At 57.3% G+C, this 24,220-nt stretch carries 24 protein-coding genes and 1 tRNA gene; 16 read left to right on the forward strand and 9 right to left on the reverse strand.

From position 1 onward, the window contains the following. Genes dapA through Q674_RS39405 form a run of 5 tightly spaced genes read left to right on the forward strand, consistent with a single transcriptional unit; the run spans position 1 to position 4,591 of the window. Positions 1-879, forward strand: a complete 879-nt coding sequence (gene dapA, locus Q674_RS39385) for a 4-hydroxy-tetrahydrodipicolinate synthase (RefSeq protein ID WP_011785174.1) — start codon at positions 1-3, stop codon at positions 877-879. A gap of 31 nt (positions 880-910) precedes the next feature. Next, positions 911-2,005 carry an outer membrane protein assembly factor BamC gene (gene bamC / locus Q674_RS39390; protein WP_023010020.1) on the forward strand — a complete coding sequence of 365 codons (1,095 nt, stop codon included), beginning with the start codon at positions 911-913 and terminating at the stop codon, positions 2,003-2,005. A gap of 41 nt (positions 2,006-2,046) precedes the next feature. Then, entirely contained in the window at positions 2,047-2,760 is a 714-nt protein-coding gene (gene purC, locus Q674_RS39395; protein WP_031210513.1) for a phosphoribosylaminoimidazolesuccinocarboxamide synthase, read from the forward strand. 33 nt (positions 2,761-2,793) lie between these two features. Then, complete coding sequence (locus tag Q674_RS39400) at positions 2,794-3,531, forward strand: TIGR04219 family outer membrane beta-barrel protein (RefSeq protein ID WP_023010022.1); 738 nt, start codon at positions 2,794-2,796, stop codon at positions 3,529-3,531. 52 nt (positions 3,532-3,583) lie between these two features. Beyond that, the gene (locus Q674_RS39405) at positions 3,584-4,591 is read left to right on the forward strand and encodes an NAD-dependent epimerase (RefSeq protein WP_023010023.1); all 1,008 of its coding nucleotides are present in this window, start codon (positions 3,584-3,586) and stop codon (positions 4,589-4,591) included. A gap of 52 nt (positions 4,592-4,643) precedes the next feature. Here Q674_RS39405 and Q674_RS39410 read toward each other — a convergent pair whose 3' ends face one another. Continuing rightward, positions 4,644-5,447 carry an RluA family pseudouridine synthase gene (locus Q674_RS39410; protein WP_023010024.1) on the reverse strand — a complete coding sequence of 268 codons (804 nt, stop codon included), beginning with the start codon at positions 5,445-5,447 and terminating at the stop codon, positions 4,644-4,646. 157 nt (positions 5,448-5,604) lie between these two features. Here Q674_RS39410 and Q674_RS40990 point away from each other — a divergent pair, with 157 nt between their 5' ends. Further along, positions 5,605-5,778 (forward strand): DUF2897 family protein, encoded by a 174-nt coding sequence (locus Q674_RS40990; protein WP_011785168.1) that lies wholly within the window; start codon positions 5,605-5,607, stop codon positions 5,776-5,778. Between the two features lie 271 nt (positions 5,779-6,049). Beyond that, positions 6,050-7,003 (forward strand): hypothetical protein, encoded by a 954-nt coding sequence (locus tag Q674_RS0121035; RefSeq protein WP_023010025.1) that lies wholly within the window; start codon positions 6,050-6,052, stop codon positions 7,001-7,003. A gap of 108 nt (positions 7,004-7,111) precedes the next feature. Here Q674_RS0121035 and Q674_RS39415 read toward each other — a convergent pair. The 6 genes from Q674_RS39415 to Q674_RS39440 all read right to left on the reverse strand — a co-directional run bounded on the left by Q674_RS39415 (position 7,112) and on the right by Q674_RS39440 (position 11,969). Then, positions 7,112-7,188, reverse strand: a tRNA-Val gene (locus Q674_RS39415). Between the two features lie 43 nt (positions 7,189-7,231). Next, positions 7,232-8,191 (reverse strand): DMT family transporter, encoded by a 960-nt coding sequence (locus tag Q674_RS39420; RefSeq protein ID WP_023010026.1) that lies wholly within the window; start codon positions 8,189-8,191, stop codon positions 7,232-7,234. 116 nt (positions 8,192-8,307) lie between these two features. After that, positions 8,308-9,396, reverse strand: a complete 1,089-nt coding sequence (locus tag Q674_RS39425; RefSeq protein ID WP_011785165.1) for a hypothetical protein — start codon at positions 9,394-9,396, stop codon at positions 8,308-8,310. Positions 9,397-9,436: 40 nt separating this feature from the next. Continuing rightward, on the reverse strand, positions 9,437-10,501 hold the full coding sequence (locus tag Q674_RS39430; protein WP_023010027.1) for a hypothetical protein: 1,065 nt from the start codon (positions 10,499-10,501) through the stop codon (positions 9,437-9,439). A 129-nt stretch (positions 10,502-10,630) separates the two neighbouring features. Further along, a complete protein-coding gene (locus tag Q674_RS39435; protein ID WP_023010028.1) occupies positions 10,631-11,233 on the reverse strand; it encodes a YceI family protein in 603 nt (200 codons plus the stop codon). Continuing rightward, positions 11,214-11,969: a CDP-alcohol phosphatidyltransferase family protein gene (locus tag Q674_RS39440; RefSeq protein WP_023010029.1), complete on the reverse strand. Its 756-nt coding sequence runs from the start codon at positions 11,967-11,969 to the stop codon at positions 11,214-11,216. The genes Q674_RS39435 and Q674_RS39440 overlap by 20 nt, the downstream gene beginning before the upstream one ends. 111 nt (positions 11,970-12,080) lie before the next feature. Between Q674_RS39440 and Q674_RS39445 the strand changes: the two genes are divergently transcribed. Genes Q674_RS39445 through Q674_RS39460 form a run of 4 tightly spaced genes read left to right on the forward strand, consistent with a single transcriptional unit; the run spans position 12,081 to position 16,333 of the window. Continuing rightward, on the forward strand, positions 12,081-13,061 hold the full coding sequence (locus tag Q674_RS39445; RefSeq protein ID WP_023010030.1) for a zinc-dependent alcohol dehydrogenase: 981 nt from the start codon (positions 12,081-12,083) through the stop codon (positions 13,059-13,061). 14 nt (positions 13,062-13,075) lie between these two features. Next, positions 13,076-13,474, forward strand: coding sequence for a 6-pyruvoyl trahydropterin synthase family protein (locus tag Q674_RS39450; protein WP_023010031.1), 399 nt, complete (start codon positions 13,076-13,078; stop codon positions 13,472-13,474). Continuing rightward, on the forward strand, positions 13,461-15,380 hold the full coding sequence (locus Q674_RS39455; protein WP_023010032.1) for a glycosyltransferase family 4 protein: 1,920 nt from the start codon (positions 13,461-13,463) through the stop codon (positions 15,378-15,380). Before Q674_RS39450 ends, Q674_RS39455 begins: the two co-directional genes overlap by 14 nt. Beyond that, positions 15,362-16,333, forward strand: a complete 972-nt coding sequence (locus tag Q674_RS39460; RefSeq protein WP_023010033.1) for a lysylphosphatidylglycerol synthase transmembrane domain-containing protein — start codon at positions 15,362-15,364, stop codon at positions 16,331-16,333. The genes Q674_RS39455 and Q674_RS39460 overlap by 19 nt, the downstream gene beginning before the upstream one ends. On the opposite strand, the gene Q674_RS39465 is transcribed toward Q674_RS39460, so the two are convergent. Beyond that, a complete protein-coding gene (locus Q674_RS39465; RefSeq protein ID WP_023010034.1) occupies positions 16,334-17,200 on the reverse strand; it encodes a RibD family protein in 867 nt (288 codons plus the stop codon). It lies immediately after the preceding gene. 118 nt (positions 17,201-17,318) lie between these two features. Between Q674_RS39465 and Q674_RS39470 the strand changes: the two genes are divergently transcribed. Further along, the gene (locus tag Q674_RS39470; protein WP_023010035.1) at positions 17,319-17,735 is read left to right on the forward strand and encodes a helix-turn-helix domain-containing protein; all 417 of its coding nucleotides are present in this window, start codon (positions 17,319-17,321) and stop codon (positions 17,733-17,735) included. 16 nt (positions 17,736-17,751) lie between these two features. On the opposite strand, the gene galU is transcribed toward Q674_RS39470, so the two are convergent. Continuing rightward, positions 17,752-18,588, reverse strand: a complete 837-nt coding sequence (galU, locus tag Q674_RS39475) for a UTP--glucose-1-phosphate uridylyltransferase GalU (RefSeq protein ID WP_011785155.1) — start codon at positions 18,586-18,588, stop codon at positions 17,752-17,754. A 319-nt stretch (positions 18,589-18,907) separates the two neighbouring features. Between galU and Q674_RS39480 the strand changes: the two genes are divergently transcribed. The 4 genes from Q674_RS39480 (at position 18,908) to mdoH (ending at position 24,142) form a co-directional block, all read left to right on the forward strand. Further along, positions 18,908-20,113: a ShlB/FhaC/HecB family hemolysin secretion/activation protein gene (locus tag Q674_RS39480; protein WP_031210517.1), complete on the forward strand. Its 1,206-nt coding sequence runs from the start codon at positions 18,908-18,910 to the stop codon at positions 20,111-20,113. A gap of 120 nt (positions 20,114-20,233) precedes the next feature. Continuing rightward, positions 20,234-21,772 (forward strand): glucan biosynthesis protein G, encoded by a 1,539-nt coding sequence (locus Q674_RS39485; RefSeq protein WP_023010037.1) that lies wholly within the window; start codon positions 20,234-20,236, stop codon positions 21,770-21,772. Positions 21,773-21,786: 14 nt separating this feature from the next. After that, a complete protein-coding gene (locus Q674_RS39490) occupies positions 21,787-22,044 on the forward strand; it encodes a hypothetical protein (RefSeq protein ID WP_023010038.1) in 258 nt (85 codons plus the stop codon). Further along, positions 22,037-24,142, forward strand: coding sequence for a glucans biosynthesis glucosyltransferase MdoH (gene mdoH, locus Q674_RS39495; RefSeq protein WP_023010039.1), 2,106 nt, complete (start codon positions 22,037-22,039; stop codon positions 24,140-24,142). The genes Q674_RS39490 and mdoH overlap by 8 nt, the downstream gene beginning before the upstream one ends. Positions 24,143-24,220 lie beyond the last annotated feature (78 nt).

Raw genomic sequence — 24,220 nt, forward strand, 5'->3', positions numbered from 1 at the left:
ATGATTACGGGTAGCCTTGTCGCACTGGTCACGCCCATGTATCCAAACGGTGATATTCACTGGGAGGATCTGGACAAGCTGGTGGACTTTCATATCGAAAACGGCACCCATGGCATTGTTGCTGTGGGCACCACTGGCGAATCCGCAACCCTGGATCCGGAGGAACATATCCGGACGATCGGGCACATCATAAAACGTGTAAACGGCCGGATTCCCGTTATTGCAGGTACCGGTGGTAACAGTACGCGCGAAGCCATCGAATTGACCACCGAAGCCCACAAACTCGGTGCCGATGCCTGTCTGCTCGTAGTGCCTTACTACAACAAGCCGACCCAGGAAGGCCTGTATCAGCACTTCAAGGCCATCGCGGAAGCAGTACCGGGCATGAGCCAGATTCTCTACAACGTACCGGGCCGCACCGCCTGCGATATGCTCAACGAGACGGTCGTCCGCCTGGCCGATATCCCCAATATCGTTGGGATCAAGGACGCGACCGGGAACATTCCCCGTGGCGCCGAGCTGATCGAAGCCCTGGATGGACGCCTTGCGGTTTACTCCGGTGACGACGCCACGGCGGCAGATCTGATGCTGGCGGGTGCGAAAGGTAATGTTTCGGTAACGGCCAACGTCGCTCCGAAGGCCATGGCTGAGCTCTGTGAAGCGGCCATTGCGGGCAACGAAGACGAAACCCGCCGCTTGAACGAACTGCTGATGCCGCTTAATCGCAAGCTGTTTCTGGAGGCCAACCCGATTCCGGTAAAATGGGCGCTTTACCGCATGGGCATGATCGGTGAGGGCATTCGTCTGCCTCTGACGCCGCTCAGCGAAAAGTTCCACGGCGAGGTGGAAGACGCGCTCAAGGCCTCAGGTGTTCTCTGAGGCCACCGTTACCGTTAACCGGAGTAACCCGATGCAGGTTCCTGCAAGAGCCCGTAAGAAAACCGTTTTGTTCGCTCGACCTGTTTCGGCATTGGTGCTTGCCAGTGCCCTGGCCGGTTGCAGCCTGATCGATGATCGTTCCGAAGGCTATGTCAACGCACCGGAAGGCGAGCCGATTCAGGTGCCTGAAGGCCTCGACAGCTCCCGGCTGAGCGAGACCATGCCGATACGGTCAATCAACACCGCCGATTCCCGCAATCTTTACCCGTCGTCGATTCCCCGTCCGCCGGATATGACATCCGAGATTCTGGACGAAAACTATGTGATTGAAGAGTTGGACGGCCGTATCTGGCTGCTGGTCAATGAGGTGCCAGGACGACTCTGGCCCGTGGTCAGTGCCTGGATGAATGAGAGCGGCCTGGGCATTGCCCATGACAGTCCTCAACTTGGGATTATTCAGAGTGAACTGGCGAACTTCAGCAAGCGCAGCCGTACGCTGCTGGGGCTCGCCGATAATCCGACCGCCACAGAACCCAAGGTGGTGATGCAGGCCCGCCTGGCCCCTGGCATTCGGCGTAAAACCACCGAAATCCGCGTGCGTATTCTGGAGCTGGAGCAAGCTCCGGAAGAGCTTCTGCCCTGGGACAGTGGCACGGTGACCAATGCAACCTTCGAGCAACAACAACGGGTGCTGTTGGCCGAGCTGGGGGATTTCCTCAAACAGCGTGAGGACAACAAATCCTTCTCGCGGGCGGCCTCAGGCATGGTGTCCGAGCCGCTGGTGCGCCTGCAGTCGGAACAGGATGAAGCGGTTGCCATTCGGGTGGAACTGGATTTCGGCCGCACCTGGGCAGAGGTCAATCGGTCCCTGGAGGAAATGGGGCTGCCGGTACTGGATCTGAATCGCAGTGAAGGCTGGTTGCAGGTGGATTTCCGCACGGAAGACGAGCGTAGTCCGGGCTGGTTCTCGTGGTTCAGTGATGCTGAAAAGCCGGTCCACACCCACACAATCCGGATTCAGCAGGGTGCCGACGCCATGAGCGTTACCGCCGAGCAGCATGACAGCTACGAGGGTGAACGCAGTTCTGCAGATCTGCTCACCCAACTCTTTGAACATCTGTATTGATTAACGGGGTGGCCGTGGCCACCGGCCGTTTGGAGAAAGTAATGGAAAAGCGCGACGAGCTTTACGCCGGCAAGGCAAAATCGGTTTACCGCACGGACGATCCCGAGCGGTTTGTTCTGGTATTCCGTGACGATACCTCTGCCTTTGACGGAGAGAAAAAAGAACAGCTGAACCGCAAGGGCATGGTGAACAACAAGTTCAATGCCTTCATCATGGAAAAGCTGGAAGCGGCCGGCGTACCTACCCATTTCGAAGGGCTACTCTCTGATACCGAGTCCCTGGTCAAGAAGCTCGAGATGATCCCGGTTGAATGCGTGGTGCGCAATGTGTCTGCGGGCAGCCTGTGCCGTCGCCTTGGCGTGGAAGAGGGTCAGGAGCTGAACCCGCCCACCTTTGAGCTCTTTCTGAAAAACGACGCGCTGCACGATCCGATGGTGAACGAATCCCTGGCGGTCAGCTTCGGCTGGGCCAAGGCCGATGAGCTGGCCCGGATGAAAGAGCTGACCTATAAGGTCAACGACGTGCTGAAAAAACTGTTTGACGACGCCGGCATGCTGCTGGTGGACTATAAGCTGGAATTTGGCCGCAGTGGTGGTCAGATCGTTCTGGGTGACGAATTCAGCCCCGATGGCTGTCGTATCTGGGACAAGGAAACCCGCAAGAAGATGGACAAGGATCGCTTCCGCCAGGGCCTTGGCGAAGTGATCGAAACCTATGAAGAGGTCGGTCGTCGTCTCGGCATAAAGTTTGACTGACCGGGCAATACAACCACAAAAAACGGGTGCGTTATGCGTAAACTGATGATTGTTGTAGGTGGCTCACTGGCTTTGGCCGCGCCGCTGGCCAATGCTGATGTACTGGGCGTTGGCGCCAACGTTAGCTATTGGGATTCCGATTTCTCCGGCGAAGTGGTCAACAAGGATTCGGCCGTTGATATTGAAAAGGATCTCAACCTCGACAGCGACAGCAACGCGAACTTCACGGCGTTTTTCGAGCATCCGATTCCGGTGCTGCCGAACGTACGGTTGAATTACACCAGCATTTCCCAGAGTGGGCGTGGTGAGATCGGGCTGGAAGCATTTGATGGAATTCTGCCAGGGGCTCCTGTTCGTTCGGATCTGGATATCGACCAACTGGACGTCACCCTGTACTACGAAGTGCTTGATAACTGGGTGAACCTCGATCTGGGCCTGACCGCCAGAAATTTTGATGGTGAGCTGGTTTTACGGGACGTGAATGATATTGCCAATGTCAGTAAAACCTCCGTCGACGCCGTCGTTCCTATGGGCTACCTCGCCGCCCGTTTTGACCTGCCGTTAACTGGCGTGTCCGTAGGTGCAGAGGGCAATTTCATCAGCTACAGCGGCGACTCTCTGCACGACTTCAACGCTTATGGCCAGTACGAATTCGCCATGCTGCAGCTGCGGGCGGGCTATCGTCAGATGGCCATCGACTATGAAGATGATGACGACAAACTGGATGTCGAAATGTCCGGACCCTTCGCCAGTGTTGGCGTGGCGTTCTGACCAGGACCGCTAAAAGGCGCCTTCGGGCGCCATTTTTCATGGAGAACAGATCTTGAAAATCCTCGTTACGGGAACCGCCGGCTTTATCGGCTCGCATCTTGCTCACCGTTTGCTCGATCGTGGCGATGAAGTGATTGGCGTGGACAACGTCAACGACTATTACGACGTCAATCTCAAGGAAGCACGCCTGGCCCGGCTGCTGAACAAGCCCGGTTTCACCGAAGTACGCCAGGACGTGGCCGACCGCGAGGCCATGGAAGCGGTTTTTCGTGAACACAAGCCCGAGCGGGTAGTGCACCTGGCAGCCCAGGCCGGAGTCCGGTATTCCCTGGAGAACCCTCATGCCTATGTGGATGCCAATCTGGTCGGCTTCATGAACATCCTTGAGGGTTGCCGTCATAACGAGGTCAAGCACCTGGTGTATGCCTCCAGCAGCTCCGTGTACGGGGCCAATGAGACCATGCCATTCTCCGTGCACGATAACGTGGATCATCCGCTGAGCCTGTACGCGGCGTCCAAGAAAGCCAACGAGCTGATGGCCCATACATACAGCCATCTGTACAACCTGCCCACCACCGGGCTGCGGTTCTTTACTGTTTACGGCCCCTGGGGCCGGCCGGATATGGCGCTGTTTATCTTTACCAAAAAGATCCTGGCCGGTGAGCCCATCGACGTGTTTAACCACGGGCATCACAAGCGGGACTTCACCTACATCGACGACATCGTCGAAGGCGTTATCCGCACTCTGGACAACGTAGCCCAGCCGAGCCAGGACTGGAGCGGTGCCCAGCCGGATCCGGGCACCAGCAAGGGGCCTTACCGAATCTACAATATCGGCAGTAATAACCCGGTGGAGTTGTCCCGTTTTATCGAGATTATTGAGGAGCGGGTGGGCAAGAAAGCTGAGAAGAATCTGCTGCCGTTGCAACCGGGTGACGTGCCGGCCACCTACGCCAATGTCGATGACCTGATCAACGATGTGGGGTACAAGCCGTCTACCACGGTGGAAGAGGGCATTGCCAACTTCGTGGACTGGTATCGGGATTTTTACAACGCCTGAGCGTCCATCATCGCTTATGAATAAGGCCAGCTGAGACGCTGGCCTTATTTGTTTATGGTCGCTGTTCCGGAAGCCTGAATACCTGTGCTTTCCGGGTAACAGGACATTGGAAAGCCAATTCAACGGCGGTGAGTTGCAGGCCACCCGCAGATGCCGCGCCATACAGCCGGTCTCCCACAATCGGGTGGCCAATGCCGGCCAGGTGTCGACGGATCTGGTGTTTACGGCCGGTTTCGATTCGTACCTGCACGTCCGTTGTGTCTGATTCCTCATCCCGGCTCAGTGTCGTCACGCGGCTGATTGAGTCCTTGCCATCCAGTGGTGTGTCGAGGCGAAGATCATCCGCCATCAGGTTGCCGGCGACCCGCGCCCGGTAGATCTTGGTCATGGCTCGCCCGGCAAACAATTCTGAAAGGGCCGCCGCAGCCTTGCCGTCATGGGCAATCAGCATCAGACCTGCAGCGTCGGCGTCCAGGCGGTGTACCAGAAAGCAGGGTGTGTTCAGTTCGATTTCCGCCAGGCGCAGCAGGCTGCAGTGGTCGCCCCATTGAGACCCTTGTGATAACAGCCCGTGGGGCTTGAACCAGACACTGTAACGTCCTTTGTTCTCCAGCAGCGTCGGTGTTTCCGGCTTGCGCGCCAACACCTGATCATCGTAGAACAGCTGAATACGGGTGCCGGGTTTCAGTTCCCGCTTGGCCTTGCGTAAACGTACCTGCTTTCCCTTCTGTGTCCACCAGCACGCGCCCTTGGCCATGGCATCCTTGATGCGCTGCTTGGGCAGGCCCGAGGCGCCTGCAAGCGCATCCACAGCCGTCATGCTCTGGTCTACGGTGACATCAAACTGTTTGCGCATCGGCGTTTTTATCCGGAAGGAGAAGATCCAAGATGATTGCCGGCAATAATACGGAGCGGGGAAAGTATCGACAAGGCGCTTGTACCTCAAGGCACATTGATGACAGTGAGCGCTGAGGGTGTACACTGATGAAAAGCCACCTCAAGGAGATATCGACATGCCAATGATTGGCTGGCTGTTTATACTCGCCGCATTCGCGATGATTGTGGGAAGCCTGCTGCTACTCAGAGATGGGGCCAATATGAAAATCCCCAAAGAAAAGCTTGAGAAGATTCGTCAGCGCAAAGCAGAACAGGACGCGAAAGATAAAAAAGAGGGGGATAGCTGGTAGCGCCAGAACCATGAACCAGTCCACGACTTTTGAGTCTGCCCCCGCCTGAACCTTTCGCGACCTAACGATATGTCGCATGATTAGACATCACTGCCCGGATATGGACTAGACGACACCGGATGTCGCCGCTACGAGTGCGCAATTCCTGCAAGAGTTCTCCCGTCTTTTTCATCAATGCCGCAACCAGAAGCGCACAGACTGTGTCGCCTCGGGAATGGCAGTGATCGTGCCTGAAGAATAAGCCTGAAATCATAAGAAAAAAGGAAAGAACATGATCCAGTTGAGCCGTATTGGATGGGGGCTCGTGTTGCCCATGGTGCTTGTATTATCTGCCTGCGGTGGCGGAAGCGGGGGTGGAGGTAATGATCAGCCTGAAGAGCAGACTGGGCCTCAGTTGAGCTACGACAACAAGAACTTTGCCCAAAAATCAGTATCGATAACCAGAGATAGCGGTGCTGAAGGCTTGATACGCCTCCGCGACGATCTTGCGTTGGGGTGGTCAATTATTGATGAGTACACGTCGGCTATTCAAGATATGTCGGTCTTGGAGCAGGGCACTTACCCATGTGCGGGTGGTGGTAACCTGGAAATCCGCTGGACAGAGACTGAGAACTCCCTGGAGGAGACCACCCGATTCAGCAGATGCGTACTGGATACCCCGACCCATGGCCCCATTATGATCAGTGGCAGCACCATCTACGAAAGCGTCCTGATCGCCGAATCGGAAACCGCTGCCAGTTGGAAGAGTTCTTACACGGACGATCTGTCCGGAACAATCCAGCGCACGGGTGAGTCGCTTCGTTTCAGTGGCGCACTTCGTATGAGCGATTATCTGAATGAGAATGGTGGAGTCACGAGCTGGCGCTACGTTCGGGATATCAAACGATACGAGATGATGCTGGGTAAGCGCTACGTCGCCATTGCCGACGCTCAGAACCGGGATTCGGGAACGGATGCAGATTCGGAGTATTCGGTTCGCGCCACCATTGTCGGCTCGGCGATTGGTGGTTACATGAAGCTGGAGACCCCGGATCCGGTGGAGTTTTCCTCCAATCTGGAGTGCCCGGTGTCCGGTATCGTAAAACTGTCCAGCAACGGTAAGGCCGAGGTTCGCTTTGGTAGCAGCGCAGGCGGTACCGCCAAGGCAGTTGCGGTCTGGGTTGATGGTGCCGTTGTCGAGAGTTATAACGATTGCAGTGAAATAGGTGTGGTTCTGTACTTCTGACCGGAGGAGGGCAGGCTTCTCTGGTCTGCCCTCTACGACTGCTAACAGCAAATGCGAGACACAAAAAAAGCCGCCCAGCAAAGCTGTAAGCGACTTCTTCTGCAGGATTGGTAGGACCACGCGGATTCGAACCGCGGACCTCTACCATGTCAAGGTAGCGCTCTAACCAACTGAGCTATGGTCCTGTCCTGCAACGGGGTGGAAATATACGGATTTCGGGTGCCCTGGTCAACCTCTTTGCCGGGGATTTTTCGCTTTCATCAGGGCCTTGATGGCGCGGCTCAGGGCGTTCCAGCGATTGACCAGAAGCGCGGCAAAAATCAGCGCGCAGCCGGCTATTTGCAGCAGGGTCATGGTTTCGCCGAACCAGGCAACCGCGAAGACAGCAACCCACACCGGTTCCAGTACCAGTATCACTACACCGTGGCTGTTAACCGACAGGCTCTGGGCATAGGTCTGCAACAGGAAACGTCCCGCTGTGGCAATCAAGGCACTGGCCAGTACCCAGACATAGAGCATGGGTTCGGGGTTGGTCAGTATGTGAGTCCAACGCTCGCTGATGGCGGACTCCGCCAAGGTCACGGTCCCAACGGTAAGCAGGGCAATGGCCGTCAGCGGCAGTGCCGGTACTTTCTTTTTCTCCACCGTTTTGCCTTGCTTGTCGACCACAATGCGTTGGTTGGCGGCGCGGGTATTGAGCGTGAAGTACAGGGCAAAGATGGTTGCCGCCAGAACGAAATAGAGCTGCCCCGGGTCTGGCCTGAAGCCGTTTTCGAGGGACAAAAGCGCCAGACCGGCCACCGCAATCGGTATCGCCAGCCAGGTGCTCAAAGGCTGCTGTTCGCCAAATACTGTGCGGGCAATGATCGGGACAATCACCACGCCCAGGCTGGTCAGAAACGCGCCCTCGCCCATGCTGTCGGTGTGATACAGCCCCATGATCCAGCAGGTCATGGCAATGCCGAACACAAAGCCCACGCCCAGGCTTCGGAGTATCTGGTCCCGGGTAAGCCTTAACAGTGAGGGTAAGGCCAGCAGGGCGAGAAAGGCGCCGGCAATCAGAAAGCGAGCCGCCATGAACATCAGGGGCGGCATCATTAAAACCGCCTCTTTAGACAGCATCCAGCCAATCGCCGCCAGCAGGGTAACGAGTACCAGGTAAAGATCAGATTTGTGGGCGTCAGACATGATTGAACCGGCATCAATAGAAATCAGAGGGCTCAATCTATAGTTTGCGAACTAAAAAAGATAGCAGCGAAAACCGAGGGAGTGGCTCATCCCTGAGCCTTTGCAACAACGATCGATCAGTTGTTGAGTGTGGTGTAGACAAGATTGGACAGACTGGTCTGGCTGGAGTTCGGCACTTCAATGTACTGATCGCCAGAGCCCCAGAACTGCCACCACGCACGCTGATTGTAGGTGCGGCTGGCGAAGTCCACACGCAGGCCGTTCAGGGTGGTGTTGTTCACCACGGGGACAGCGGTGTTGCCGGTCTGGGTATTGATCACGTCGCCATGGTTGGCGCCCTCGCTCATCAGCACCGGGTAGTGGTTGTAATACAACCCGGACGGGCCGTTCTGTCCGCTGACTTTACCGGCCAGGCTGATGCTGTTGGAGCAGGAATCAATACCGCTGGCACTGGTTGCTCCGCAGGCTGAATGGGTGGGAACAACGCCATCGTCGGTGCCATCAATAAAGGGTTTGGTGATACCTCCGTAGGATGAGCCACCGCCAACGAACCGCAGGCGCGGAATGCTGTTGGGGCTGACGGCCAGGTTGCGGGCAACGTTGGTCTGCAAGTCGTTGACCACACCCAGATTATCCGGCTCCGGGTCAATGCCGGTAAAGGCTTTGACCGCCTGTTTCACCGGCCAGTTGTACCAGCTGTCGTTGTAGGCAATGCTCACGGCCAGGTCGGCCAGTTCCGTGCCACCACCGGCACCGGCCATGTCCAGTACTGCCAGGATTTTCAGCGGTTGCAGGCCTTCCGATTGCAGCCAGCGCGCCTGGTTTTCCAGCAGATGGCGGGTTACCAGATCGCCGGTGGAGTGGGTAACAACAACGCAGTAGTCATTACACAGCCCTTGCTGACTGATCTGCCGCAGTTGCTGAAAAGCCTGCTGGGCGATCTGGCCTTCTACCCGGCCATTGCTGGCCCAGTCGATACGGGCTTCGGCCCGGTTCAGCCAGTATTCCCGCCAGTTATCTTCGCCGGCCTGCTGGACTTCCTGGAAGTTGGCCGGTGGATTGGACAGATCATCCATCATGAAGCCGTGAACCAGAATCACATTGTGGCCGGCCAACTGCGCACTTGCGCCAGTGGCAAACAGGCCGCCAGCCAGCGCTGTCGCGAGGGCGGTTTTCGTCAGGCATCCTCTTCTTTTCATTGTCATTGGTTGCTCCGTTTCTTTCCGATTTATTGTTGTGGTGTTATCAGAACTTGTCCGCCAGCTGCCGTAGCAGGGCAGCCCGTTGTTCTGATTCGGGATTCATCGCCGGCTGGTTTTGGAGGCCGTCCAGATCCGGCGGTGAAAATTCATAGCCTTCCTCGGGACCGAAGGCGTAGTCGGTGCGGTCGCCCGGGGCGGCGGGTAACCGGCGTATCTGCAAATGCCTAAGTTGCAGGGTGCCCTGAATGTCGCGATTGGCTAACACGCTGCCATGGGCTTTCAGGCGAATGACGGCCGAGCTGCTGCCCAGAGACGTTTCCTGTTGCAATTGGGCCAGCGGGGTTTCGCCGCTGTAGAGCTGTGCAGAGAGGGCGTAATAGCCAGACTGTTCCGGGTCGAAGCGCACAGGGATGACGAGGTTGTTCCCAGACACATAGGCGGTTTCCAGACCCTCGAAGCTGCCCAGATCGGGTTCGATGGTCAGTGAAGACACATGTCGAACGGGCTTGCCGTCTACCCGGGCCTCCACAATCAACCGGTACTCGCCGGGGGGATGATCGGAACTGACGGTGCCCTGGTAATAACCGGGGTCTGCATTCTCCAGCTCGGCAGAGGCTACCCGGCCCCGCTCTCCGGCCGTCTCCAGGGTGGCGGACAGAGACTGGCCGAACACCTGACGACCATTCAGTGACGCCACCACCAGAATCGGCTCACCCTGGCTGAAGCGGAATTTGTCCAGCGTCACCACAAAGCGGCCATCACCCTCGAGCGGGAGCACGACCGGGTGGTAGCGGTTGCCCTGGTAAGCCTCTGCCTGAGCTTTGGTCAGCGGCACCGAATAATCCGGGTACCGAATGGTCTGTTGGTATTCCTCTGCAACACTTGCCAGCATGAAGCCCAGCGCATTTTCAGAGGGTGGCTCGGGAACAGGCCCGGCAGGTGTGGCCGGAGCTACGGTATCCTGGTTAGCAACCATTTGGGGCGCGGAAGAGTTGGTGTCTTGCAGCAGGCCCCGGAAGCTGCCCTCGTTCTCGGCAGAGAGCAGCCACACGGTGCCGGCCACACCGGCGGTGATGGCCAGGGTTAGGCTTAATGCCCGGTACGGCATTGTCAGACCCCGTTATTGTTGTTGATGGTTGGGTTAACTTTTAACCATAGGGTCGGATTGTCCTAAACGGCAAAAATTTAGGCCGGAATTGCGGAGGTTTTGTGTCGTTTTGAGAGGCGGTTCTCAAAGTCAGAACCAGCCACTGTCTTTGATGGCCTCAAAGCCGAAGCGCAGCTGTACCTCATCTCCCACCAGCCCATTTTCCAGGCCGTAGGTCATGCCCCAATCGCTGCGGTTGATGACAGCCTCCGCGCTTATGCCCAGGGTGTAGTCTTCATGGCCGATGGGATACTCCGCGGCCTTGTTCAGGGTGACATTCACATCGACCGGTCGGGTCTGCCCCAGCAAGGTCAGGTCGCCGGTCACTACGCCAGTATTGTCACCGGTTTTTTCAAAGTCACTCACCACAAAGGTAATCTCCGGGTATTTGCTGGCGTCCAGAAAATCGGGCTTGCGGAGGTGGTCGTCCCGTTTATCGTGGTTGGTAAAGACACTGCTGGCTTTGAAAACCAGCTTCCCGGAATTCAGTTCTCCGGTTTCTTCGTTGTATTCAAACTGGCCTTCAATATCCCGGAACATGCCCATCACCGGGGCATAACCGATATGCATGATTTCGAAGCTCATGGAAAAGTGCTCTTCGTCCACTTCGAACTTAGCCGGCTCTGCAGACACACTGGTAGCGGTGGCCAGCAGGATTGAGGTTGTCAGAGCTTCAGGAAATGACAGTTTCATGATTTTGTCTCCTTTGGTAGAGCCAGCGCACGTCCAGATAAAAGGACCAGGCAAGCAACGCCAGAGCGAACCCGAGCGTCAGGCTGGCGAACAATGCAGGGGTAATGGGCACAACGGCGACCATCAGTGTGACCACCTGCCAGACACAGATGGTCTTCCGTCGGAAGCTGTCTGGCAGCGGGTTATTCAGCCAGGGCAGCGGCCAACTGGCCAATATGAACAGATAGCGCATCAGGCCCAGGGCAAGTACCCAGCTACCGGCTTTCTCCAGAGCCAGTGTGGCAACGCACAGCCCGAGGATAAAGAGCGCGTCCAGCTCCATATCGAAACGGGCACCGAAGGCGCTATGGCTTCCTGTTGCCCGGGCGATTTTGCCGTCGACACCGTCCAACAACAGAGCGATCAGGCTGATAACCGCATAACTCCAGAGCGCGGGTGAGGCTGCTGAAGAGGAGTGGTCACCGAGGAACGGAGCCCAGCCAACCAGTGCCAGCACCAGAACCGAGCGCAGCAGCGTGGCGCGGTTGGCCCAGCCGAAGTCGGCTCTCCAACGCCAGTGCCGGAGGACAAGGACACTTTGCCCGAGATAGAACGCAAAGGTGATTAACCAGAAGCCGGTTGGCAGATCAAAGGCTTTGGCCAGAAAAAACGAAACGCCAGCCAGGCCCAGCATTCCCAGGATCAGATCACTGATGGGGCTGAAACTTCCTTTCATTGAGGTGCTGGTGGAATCCATACGCCATTGCGTCCGTATAGCCTGTGAGTGGCGTTAGCAAGCTCCCATTCTATGACTATAGTTTGGAGAGACTGCTTTTGCGTACGCGGCCATTCATCAAATGGACTATTCATGGACGTTGAGAACAACACTGCCTTTTGGATTACCGGGTATCAGGAGGCCAGGTTAGGGCCAGTGCCCGAGCCGACATTTCCCGCTTCTGAAACACCGTATGTGATCGTTCGTTCCCGCTATTCCGGCATCAGCCGGGGGACGGAATCCCTCGTCTACAACAACCAGGTTCCTGAAAACGAATACCAGAGAATGCGGGCACCGTTTCAGGAAGGCGAATTTCCGTTTCCGGTGAAATACGGCTATGCCAGTGTAGGAGAGGTTGTGGACGGGCCGGAAGCCCTGCTGGGGCAGAACGTATTCTGCCTCTATCCTCACCAGCAGCGATACGCGGTGCCCGCATCCGCGGTTCTGCCTTTGCCAGCCAAGGTTCCAGCCGAGCGAGCAGTGCTGGCGGCCAACATGGAGACCGCCGTTAATGGAGTCTGGGATGGGCAGCCTGCGGTTGGTGACCGGGTCGCGGTGATTGGTCTTGGCGTGGTGGGCTTGTTGGTGGCCTGGCTGGTCAATCGCATTCCCGGCGTGGAATTGATTGCGGTTGATACCAATGAAGGGCGAAGATCGGTGGCTCAAGCCCTTGGCGTACGGTTCACCACCGAGCCGGACATCCAGAACTGTGACCTGGTATTTCATGCCTCCGGGCACCCCTCGGGGTTGGCCAAAGCCTTGTCGCTGGCGGGGCCGGATGCCCGGGTGGTTGAATTGAGCTGGTATGGAGACACGCCTGTTTCCGTGCCGCTGGGACACGCCTTTCACCCGAACCGGCTGACTCTGAAATCAAGCCAGGTGGGCCAGCTATCGCCGGAGCGCAGGCCGCGCTGGAACCATCGCCGCCGCCTGGAACTGGCGCTTTCCATGCTGTCAGAGCAGGCTCTGGATGCGTTGATCAGCGGAGAGTCACGCTTTGAACAGCTTCCGAAAGTCGCCAGAGATATCCTGATGCCGGGCGCCGATGCGCTTTGCCACCGAATTGTTTACTAACCCAGGGAGAGACTATGTTCAGCCTGACCGTTCGTGATCACATGATGATCGCCCACAGCTTTAACGGTGAGATCTTCGGGCCTGCCCAGGGCGTTCACGGCGCAACCTATGTGGTGGATGTTACTTTCGAGCGCCACGTGCTCGACAACAACGACCTGATTGTCGACATCGGGCAGGCTTCGGCGTTGCTCAAGGACGTGTTGTCGGAATTCAACATGAAGAACCTGGATGATATTCCCCAGTTTGCGGGACGAAACACCACCACAGAGTTCATGGCCAAGGTGGTGTTCGACCGCATGGCAGCGGCCATTCACGCCGGGCGTCTGGGTGAGGACGGTAAAGGCGTGGTCAGCTTGAAAGTGACCCTCAGCGAGTCGCACATCGCGTGGGCCAGCTACCATGCCGGCATCTGAACTCTGGTTCGTGGTGCCGGGAGACCCCGGCCAGAACACCGGCGGTTACCGTTATGTTCGGCGCCTGGTCGAGGCATTGGCCAAGGCGGGCATTCCGGTACAGTTAACCGGCCTGGAGGGAATGTTTCCCAAACCGGATGATATTGCCCGGCAGTCGCTGAATCGGTTCCTTGCGGACTTGCCGGACGGAACCCGGGTCGTGCTGGATGGCCTGGCGATGGGCGGCCTGCCTGAGGTTTTACAGCGACACCAGAGCCGGTTGAACCTGATGGCGCTGGTGCATCACCCGCTGGCGGATGAGAACGGCCTGAGTGAGCAGGAGCAAGCCTGGTTCAAGCACTCGGAATCGACGGCATTGACCTGTGTCGGCGCCGTTTTTACCACCAGTCACTACACTGCGGAACGGCTGCAGGCATTCGGGGTGACGCCGGCGCGGGTGACCACTGCCTTGCCCTCTGTCGACGACGCTTTTTTTCAGCAGTCGCCCCGGATTAAACGGCATGATGCCACCAGGCCGATTCACCTGTTGTGTGTCGGTCATCTGTCGCCACGAAAAGCGCAGCATCAGTTGATTCAGGCGCTTGCTCAACTCACACACCTGAACTGGCGCTTGAGGCTGGTTGGCAGTGCCGGGCGAGCCACGGATTATGCCTCGGGAGTTCGTGCCCTGGTCCGTGAATCCGGGCTGGAAAGCCGCGTTGAGTTTGCTGGCGAGTTGGGAGAAGCAGATGTGCTGAAGGCTTATCAGCAAGCCGATCTGTTTGTGTTTCCCTCGCTTTACGAGGGCTATGGCATGGTCATCGATGAGGCCCTCGCAGCCGGTCTGCCGGTGTTGAGTTCCGACGGTGGCGCGCTGGCTTTGACTGGCGCCAAACCAGGGGTTGAGTTGTATGAAGCGGGCAATGTAGCGGCTCTGGCCAACAGATTGACCCGGCTGATTGCGGAACCGGATGCCGTTGAAGCACTGGTCGCCGGCGTCATGCAGGCCCGGTGCGAGATCCGTCGCTGGTCTGAAACCGCGCAAGATTTCATTGCCGGGCTGGAAAAGGGCAGGCCGCGTAATCCGGTTCAATTTGCCGCGGATTGGCTGGAAGCAAGGGAGCCCGCCGATCACCAGGCCCGTGATGATGGGCTGACGGCCCGACTCGCCGAATGGCTTACCGAACGATATGACTGTCGGGCGTCGGGTAGTAAACCGGGGGCGCCCCTTCACCTTGTGGATCTCGGTACCGGTCGGGGCTCCAATCCCGTCTACCTTAGCCCGAAACTACCGGTACCCCAGCGTTGGACTCTGGTTGAGCCGGACCAAACCCTGGCCGGGATCGCCCTTCAGCGGGTTGAAAAGCTGGATGCACCGGCTGTGCTGGAAACAATGGTCTTGACGAAAGATAACCTCAGTACGGCGTTGCCCGCAGACGCCGACCTGGTGACGTCTTCGGCCTTGGTCGACCTGGTTTCCGAACCCTGGTTGAGCGCCTTGTCTGCAGCGGTGGCCAAACGTCAGGCGGCATTGTTGGTCGTCATCACTTACAGCGGCTTTTTTACCCTGGAACCTGCACATCCCTTCGATGACGAACTGCGCGCTCTGGTCAATGCCCATCAACATCGGGAGAAGGGCAGTGGCGCTGCGCTCGGCCCGGACGCCACGGCCTGTTTGAGCCGTCTGATGTCTAACAAGGGCTATCACATCCAAACGGCAGATAGTCCCTGGGTATTGACGGGTGAGCAGGCCAGCCTCGCCGCAATGTTGCTTGAGGGCTGGGCGGAGGCTGCCACAGAACAGCAGCCGGAACAGGCGAACGATATCCAATCCTGGCTCGAAACCCGTCGGCAACAGCTGGATACCGGCGCCCTCGTCATTACCGTGAGCCATACGGATCTGCTGGCATGGCCGAAGCAGGTCTGAACCCGGAGAGGCCGGTCCCCGGCTTTGGGCGAGGGGTGTTTCGCTGGTGCGTCACCTTGCTGCTCCTGGGGATTGTTTTTGTTTTCGTCGACATCGATAGGCTAGCCCAGAGGCTGGCGATGGTTCCGCCAACGATCGTCCTTGCGGTATTGGTGGTCTCGCTGATTCAGATCGCACTGTCGGCCTGGCGCTGGCGGTATACCGCGAACCGGCTCGGTGTAGTCATGGGCTTTGGCTTTGCCTTTCGGGAGTATTACCTGGCCGGGTTTCTGAATCAGGTGCTTCCCGGGGGCGTGATGGGGGACGTAAATCGAGCCTGGCGCCACAGCCGTTCGGCGAAGCGTTTGCAGCAATTAGCGATTGTCCATGCGGTTGTGCTGGAGCGCCTGTCAGGCCAGTTGGTGCTGGTACCGGTTGTACTGATTGCGGTGTCCGGGCTTTGGTGGACCGGGCAGTTAAATAGCCAGGTCGGTGACGCAGGCGTATCCCTGAACCTGGGCTATTGGCTGATTCTGCCCGCGTTGGCCGTGCTCGGGGTTTTGCTGGTCTCTATGACGGGGTTCGGGGCCCGGTTCAGGCGTTATGTCCGACGATTAAGCGGGGATGTGCGTCGGGCTTTTCTGGGTTGTCGGAATGCCCTGGTGCAGGTTGGTACCTCGGTTCTGGTTTTCCTGACCTATATGGCGGTGTTCATGTTGATGGCCACGGGCATGGACTTGTTTGCCGACGGCACACCCTGGCTGTTGGTCGTGGCCCTGTGCCCGCTGCTGCTTTTGGCCATGGTTATGCCGGTAACGGTGTCCGGCTGGGGCGTCAGAGAAGGTGTAGCGGCCATTCTATGGCCATTGGTGGGGTTGCCCGCAGAGCAGGGCGTGGCGCTGAGTGTTGGCTATGGTGCTGCGGTGTTTCTGGTGAGCTTGCCGGGCGCGCTGGCGCTGCTTGTCCGCCGGTAATCAGGGTTTGGCGGTGTCGAACGCCAGATCAAAGAGCATGTCGCTACCAAGGTTAACCAGCTGGGCTTTGGGGCGAAGCGCTTCATCCAGCTGGTCAATCTCCGGCAGGGAGAACGCTGGCCGGCCGCTGCCGATGATCATGGGGGCAACCATCACATGTAAGCGGTCCAGTAATCCCGCCTTCAGGAAAGACGAGACGGTAACGCCTCCGCCCTCGATAAAAATCTTGCGAAGTCCAAAATCCTGTAACACCTGCAGGATACGTTCGGGAGAAGCAGGGGTTTCGTTTTCTGCGGAGCCCAGGCAAGGCACTGTTGTAACCCCGGTCGGATCCAGCGTTTTGGGGCCTGGCTGATAATCGCCGGCAATCAGGTGCAGGGTAGGAGCATCGCCGTCGGTGAACAGGTGGTGGCTGGCAGGCACCCGCTGCCGGCGGTCGATCACGACGCGCACCGGGTTGCGGCCAGAGGTTCGGCGCACGGTCAGGCGCGGATTGTCGGTGCTGGCCGTTCCGGCACCGACCACCACGGCGTCACACAGGGCGCGGATTCGGTGCAGGTGGGTGATGCCGTCGTCACCGTTGATAAACCGGGAGCAGCCGGTGACCGTGGCGATCCGTCCATCCAGGCTCTGGCCAAGCTGGCCGATCACCCGGCTGTTATTGGTGACGGGCTGGCACAAGGGCAGGAACAACGATAGCAGGTTCCTCGCCTGTTCGGATGCCGGCTGAACGAGTTCCCAGCTTTTGCCGTTGATCTTCACCGCGGGTTGATCAGAACCGGGCACGGGCAGGGTGATATTGCTCCGGTTGATCGCGCTGAGTACCAGATCCCAGGCGTTATCGGTGTCCAGTGCGTCATTTGCCATGTGGTACCTGCTCGTTCGTTGTTCGTTTCAGTATAGGCAGATTGTGTCCAAAGCTATATGTACGATACATTTCCGGTTTGATTCACTTTTTCGGCCAACTTTTCAGGGGCACGGAGCCATGCGGTACCTGCAATCTTTTAACCGTCGTCTGCGTCGTATTCGGGAGCAGGGCCAGTTGTCCCTGGGGGATGTGGCCGAAATGTGTGGCGTGGACGAGGCCCGTGTCCGCAGCTGGGAGGCGACGGACGCACGCCAGAGAGGGTACCCCGGGGTTAGTGAATTGCTGGATTTTTGCCTGAAAACCGAAACACCTCTGGAACGTCTGCTGGATATGGACGATGACGGTGAGGATGGGCAACTGGAACTGCCGGGGCTGGCGTTCAGCAACAGTGATGATCTGTCAGTGGCCCTGAAAGAGCTTGAGCAGGAGATCAATCGAATCCAGCTCAGTGATGACGAAATCGAGCTGTTGCGCCGGTTCCGCAAGGCAAGTGCAGATAACCGGCGCATGGTGTTGCAGCTATTGGGGCGCTAAAGGGCCCGGGTCGCCTCTATTTTCCCTTCTTGTAGATGTTCTCGTACACGAAGTTGGTGGCCTCCACGAAACCGTCGATGCTGCCGCAGTCAAAACGCTGACCTTTAAACTGGTAGGCCAGCACGCAACCATTCTTCGCCTGCTCCAGCAGGGCATCGGTAATCTGAACCTCACCATTCTTACCCGGCGGTGTACGCTCGATAATGTCGAAAATGTCCGGGGTCAGGATGTAGCGCCCGATAATCGCCAGGTTGCTGGGCGCGTCTTCCGGTGCTGGTTTCTCCACCATGTCGGTAATACGGTAAAGGCCATCCTTCATGGATTCACCCGCGATTACACCGTACTTGTGGGTTTCGTCTTCCGGTACTTCTTCGATGGCCACAATGGAGCAGCGGAACTGGTTATACAGTTTGACCATCTGGGTCAGAACGCCGTCACCATCTTCCGGGCCCACGCAGAAGTCATCCGCCAGCACAACGGCGAACGGGTTGTCGCCCACCAGGTTGCGGCCAGTCAGGATGGCGTGGCCCAGTCCCTTCATTTCATTCTGACGGGTGAAGGCAAAAGAGTTGTTGTTGATCAGATCCCGGATAGAGGTAAGCAGGCCTTCCTTGCCGGTACCGGCAATCTGGTGCTCAAGCTCGTAACTGATATCAAAATGATCTTCGATGGCGCGTTTGCCGCGGCCGGTGACAAAGCCGAATTCATGAATGCCGGCATCTGCGGCTTCCTCCACCCCGTACTGCACCAGTGGCTTGTTAACGATCGGCAGAATTTCCTTGGGCATGGCCTTGGTGGCCGGAAGGAAACGGGTGCCGTATCCGGCAACCGGGAAGAGGCACTTTTTGATCATGATTGTTCGTCCTTAATCAGGTGGTTTACCGCTTTGTTTACCCACAAAGCGTGCCAAGTGTAACCAAGTTGTATGCTGAGTTGGAGGGTTTCATTTCCGAGTGTTGATTTCTGGTAATTCTGTCGACTGGTTCCGATCTGTCCGGGGTGACTGAAATGCCTAGAAAATTGTTTCAGTCCCGCTTTTAACTACATGATTTTACGTAACATTAAAATTGTAAATTTATGATGATAATGGTGGCCTGAGAGCGGCCTATCTTTTAAAGTTGCACCGAATTAATGGGTTTACATGAAATTGACATTGCTTCGGGTTTTCCAGAGTGCCGCCATTGATCTTCAAACTGCCTGTTCGTCACTTCTCATTGTCTGCACTGTTTTTGTGCGCGACGGCGAGCTTGTGTCTGCCAGCCTATGGTTCAGAGACGGCGCTCGATGGTGATACCCCTGAAACCAGCCGGCAGGCGTTGCTTCCCGAGAACAGTCTGAAGCTGACCCGTGAACACTGGCTGCGCTCCAAGATGAAGTTTTCCGGGCGTACCAACCGGGACACGGATCATCGAGATGGGGCGCTGAACGTGGGCCTGAATGGTCTTTTCTGGGCGAATCATCGTGCCGGCGTGCGCTACAGTGACGCCAAGACCTATCGGGTGGGCAATGAGCGCCGAGTACTCGGCTTCAGTTATGGCCTTCCGGTAGGGCGTAACCATCTGGATATTGAGCTCCGGAATACCGCTTATGAAGAGGTGTCCAGGGCAGACGGTTCCCGTTTTCAGAAAGAAGGACGCACCCGGGATCTCACTATCACCGGCAGGCGAGCCCTGTTCTCTACGTTCGGCTATCAGTTCCTCGGCCGTGCCGGATACTCTTCCGTAAACCAGTATTGGACCCGAAGAACGGATGAAGTGCATCGTTCCAGTTACCAGTTATCGACTGTGGGGTTTGAGGCTAACGGACATCACAATCTGTACGGTGGTTTTGACCTGAGCAGCGGACTGCGGGCGGTCACGGGTATTGAGGCCGAGATAGAGCGTGCAACCGATTCGGAACAGGGGCGGCGTGAAGAGCAGTTTGGGCGCATGGTTCTCAGTGCATCGCTTGACCGAGAGTTGCTGGCCTGGCAATGGGGGCTGGACGGGGAATACCAGTTGGCGTCTGCCGATATTCCGGGTTCTCAGCACCTGAGGGTTGCCGGGTCAGGGCTGGTGGCGGGTTTCAATGGCCAGTCACTTAGCGTAGCCGAAGGTGGGTGGCTGCGCCTGGGTAGCCGTAGCCCGGAATTCGACGTTCCGTTCTTTCCCCGGTTTTCGTCGAGTGTTCGTCTTTCTGTCCTGCGCGGCTGGATTCCTGATGAATCATTCCAGCAGCATCAGGCAGGACATGTGACGTCGGGAGAGGTCTCATGGGGGCTATCTGCGCGGCAGTTCAGCGCCGATGTCAGCCTGGGGCGGGTGCTGAACACAACCACAGATGCCATAGCCGTACCTGATCAACCGGATGTCCGCTTTACCATGAGCTTGCAGATCTGAAGCAACTCTGCCTCACGTCGTTTCATTTGATTTCGATTCGCTTACGAACTTGTCACTTGTAGCAGCCCTCGGGCGCGGTGCTACATTGAATGGACAAACCGTGAACCGAGGAAGGAAACGATGCACGCAGGGAAAGTAGGTCTGGTGGTTCTGGGATTGTTCTTGTTTGCTCCCCTTTATGCCCAGGCGTTCCAGTTTCAGGATGTTGTGGAAAAAGCGAAATCGAAGGCGAGTGCGGCGTACGAGCCGGTCCCTGGAATTCCCGACTTCATGGCAGGCCTGAGCTACGACGAATACCAGTCTATCCGCTTTGATCCTTCAAAAAGCCTCTGGCGAGAAGGGGATTCCCGTTTCCAGGTAATGCTCATTCCCGCTGGTAAATTTTACACCCGTCCAGTAAGCATCCACGTAGTGGACAGCGAGGGCGTCCATCCACTGTCGTTCGATAAGAGTCTGTTCAATGTCGACGACGAGGCGCTCAGAAAACGGGTGCCGGCCGATCTAGGCTATGCCGGACTCAAGTTGACGTTCCCTTTTGATGGTCCCGACGTAGCCAATCAGTTCCTGGTGTTCGCGGGCGCAAGCTATTTTCGCGGCGTCAGTAAGGAAACCTCTTTCGGGCTATCTGCGCGGGGTATCGCTGTAGACACGGGTTTGCCGACCGGTGAGGAGTTTCCTGATTTCACGGAGTTCTGGTTGGAGCGCCCCGCTCCCGACAGCGACCATGTTCGTTTCTACGCATTGTTGGATGGTCCAAGCCTGACCGGGGCCTATGAGTTCACGGTCTACCCCGGGGAGCAGACCCGGGTAGATGTGAAAGCCCGCCTGTTTATGCGGGAAGATATCGAGTTGCTGGGGCTCGCACCACTCACTTCGATGTTCTATTACGGGGAACATACTCCCAGGCCGCTTGGTGAGTGGCGCCCCCAGGTGCACGATTCGGACGGATTGTTAATCCATGATGATGCAACCGGCGAGTGGCTATGGCGCCCGCTGATGAACCCGGATCGACTTGCCGCAAGTTTCCACAGTGTCCGTCGTGTCGGCGGCTTTGGTCTGATTCAGCGTGATCGGGAGTTTCGTCACTACGAAGATCTGGAAGCCCGCTATGAGCGCAGGCCCAGCGCCTGGGTGAGCGCCGAGGGGGACTGGGGGAAAGGAAATGTGGTTCTCGTGGAGATACCTACGGACGACGAGACCAATGACAACATAGTTGCGTTCTGGAGCCCGGGAGGTGAAGTGTCCGCAGGCACGTCACGTGATCTGAACTACTCGATTCAGTTCGGCGGTCCCGGCGTGGCGCCACATCCTGGTGGCAAGGTGGTAAACACCTTCGTCGGCGCAGGGGATCGTATAGGTGGCGGTGATCAGGCGGGTGCCTATCGGATCCTGGTGGATTTTGCCGGCGGTCCCTTGTCGGATCTCAACGCGGAGTCTCCCGTAGTCAGCAAAGTGACCGGGGGCGAGGGTGTTGAAGTGCTTGAACACTTTGTGGAGTGGGTGGAGCCAGAGAATCATTGGCGATTGTCGATCCTGGCCAAGCCCGCGCCGGATCAGATACTTCAGCTGCGGGGTTTTCTGATGGTGGATGATGAGGTCGCCACGGAGACGTGGAGCTATTCCTTGCCGCCCGGGACAGGCCTGCGGGCAGAACCCTGATCCTGGAGGATCGTATGGACGCGCAAACCTCTTACCAGTTGCTGGGAAAGCTGTTGGTGTACCTTGAATTGAGTGGCGCCAGTAACGACCGTAAAACGTTCAATGGCGCGCTGGCCTTGCTCGCGGACGGCGTCGCCGGAAACGAACACAGCGTTCGGTTTGAGGACCTTTTGGCCCGCATTCCTGACTACTTCGAGTTGGGTGAGCCAAGTATTCCGCCGGTAGCTCCGCCGATTCGCCGCAGCAGTATCGGGTATTTCACCGATGACTGAGTCAGCGACTGCGTCCCGCTCCTGGCACCTGCAGGCGACGATCCGACGCCTGGTGCTGACTGCGTTTGTGGCTGGCCAGACGGGGCTGGCATCCTGGTTTCTGCTCCAGGTGCTGCCTTATCACGGCGGCAACCTGGTGGAGTGGCTGATTGTTGCTGTTTTCGCGGTACTTTACCTCTGGATTGCCTTTGGCTTCTGGATCGCAGTATACGGCTTCCTGCTGCGTTTGCTGGGCGGAGATCGGGCATCGTTACTGAAGCGCCATACGCCGAATGAGCTGGCGGCAACGCCGCTATCGAAAACCGCAATTGTCATGCCTTTGTATCACGAGCCGGTAAGCTGGACGCTGAAGGGGCTCAAAGCCATTTACCTCGATCTGGCGCGATCAGGCCGCCTGGATGATTTTGATTTTTATATTCTCTCAGACAGTCAGGATCCTGATGTCTGGCTGCAAGAGCAGCAGGTCTGGTTGAAACTGGTGGAAGAGCTCGGCGCTCACGGTCGGCTCTTCTATCGCCGGCGTCGGGTTAATCTCAACTACAAAAGCGGCAACGTGGCTGATTTCTTGAGGCGCTGGGGAAGTCAGTATCAGTATATGGTCGTTCTGGATGCCGATAGCCTCCTCGCCGGTGACACTATTCGGACCATGGTGCAGGTGATGAACCGGGAACCGCAGGTTGGTATCCTTCAGACTGCTCCTACCATTATTAACGCCCGTTCTGCGTTTGCTCGTATCCAACAGTTTGCCAATCGGCTTTACTCGCCGCTTTTCGCCACGGGCCTGGCTGCCATCCAGATGGGGGATGCTGCATTCTGGGGCCACAACGCTGTGATACGCGTTGCTCCATTCATGGCGCATTGTGGTTTGCCAAAGCTCAAAGGCGCTGGTATCTGGCAAGGGCCGATCATGAGCCATGATTTCGTAGAGGCGGCGTTTCTGGGTAGAGCAGGGTATGAAGTCTGGTTGGAACCGGTTTTGGGGGCCAGCTATGAAGAATCTCCGCCCACGCTTGATGACGAACTTGCCCGAGATCAGCGCTGGTCGAAAGGAAACCTGCAGCACGCAGCGCTGATGCTATTCTCGCCTCAATTGCGCCTGGCACATCGTTTTGCCTTTTTGAATGGCATTATGGCGTACGCATCGTCACCGTTATGGTTGTTGTTCCTGGTACTGACAACGATTGCTGCTGTGCAACTGACCGTCGCGCCTATCGATTATTTTCCAGACGGGCGTGAGAGCCCCTTTCCTTTGTGGCCAGAATGGCGGCCGACATGGGCCATCACCTTGGTCGTCAGCACCATGGCGCTGTTGTTTTTGCCCAAGTTTCTGGCCATTGTTGATGTCGTCGCCCATCGGGCTCTGAGTGGATTTGGCGGCTTTTTCAGGTTGTTGTCGAGCGTGTTGCTTGAAATCGTCGTCTCAGTGTTGCTGGCCCCCATCCGGATGCTTGCCCACAGTCATTCCGTTGTTTCGGCCTTGTTAAACGTTCGGCTGAGTTGGGCTGGCCAGAATCGTACCGAGGAGACCGGTTGGCGGGAGGCTGCTGTGCGACATCTGCCCGGACTTATCATCGGTAGTGCCTGGTCGGCCTTTGCCTGGACCCTGGACCCGATGTTCTTTTTATGGTCATTACCCGTGTCTGTCCCTCTGGCACTGGCAGCGCCAACAACGGTTTGGTTGAGCCGGTCAAGCAGCGGTGAGTCCCTGAGTCGCAGGGGCTTATTGTTAACACCTGAAGAGCGAACCCGTATGCCGATGCTTGATGATGCACGGGGCTTTCGAGAGGAGGCAGAGAGTGAGGTTGCTCTCACACCGGTGGAACAGGCGGTACTGATCCCTGCGGTCAATCGGCTGCACCGCAAGCTTGCCGGGCGTAGCGCCAAGGGCCTGAAGAAAGAAGTCATTGAGGGTGAGCTGGATGTCTGTGTCAGCCGAGGCTACCGGGGAATCGAAAAGGGCCGGCTTTCGCTTTTGCTGGAAGACCCGCAGGCACTGACAGCCCTGCATCGGCGAGCCTGGAGTGCGCCTTCGGACTCATTCTGGGGGCGACGTGTTCGCAATCTCGTACTGCACGCGCAAGGTTTGCAGGATCTGTAAACAATCATACTTAAGCCTAACTCAAAATTGTTGACAATCAGAGAAGTCAGGCGTAGTTTCACGCTAAATAACTTCTGG

This window comes from Marinobacter sp. EVN1, assembly GCF_000475375.1.
GTDB lineage: Bacteria > Pseudomonadota > Gammaproteobacteria > Pseudomonadales > Oleiphilaceae > Marinobacter > Marinobacter nauticus.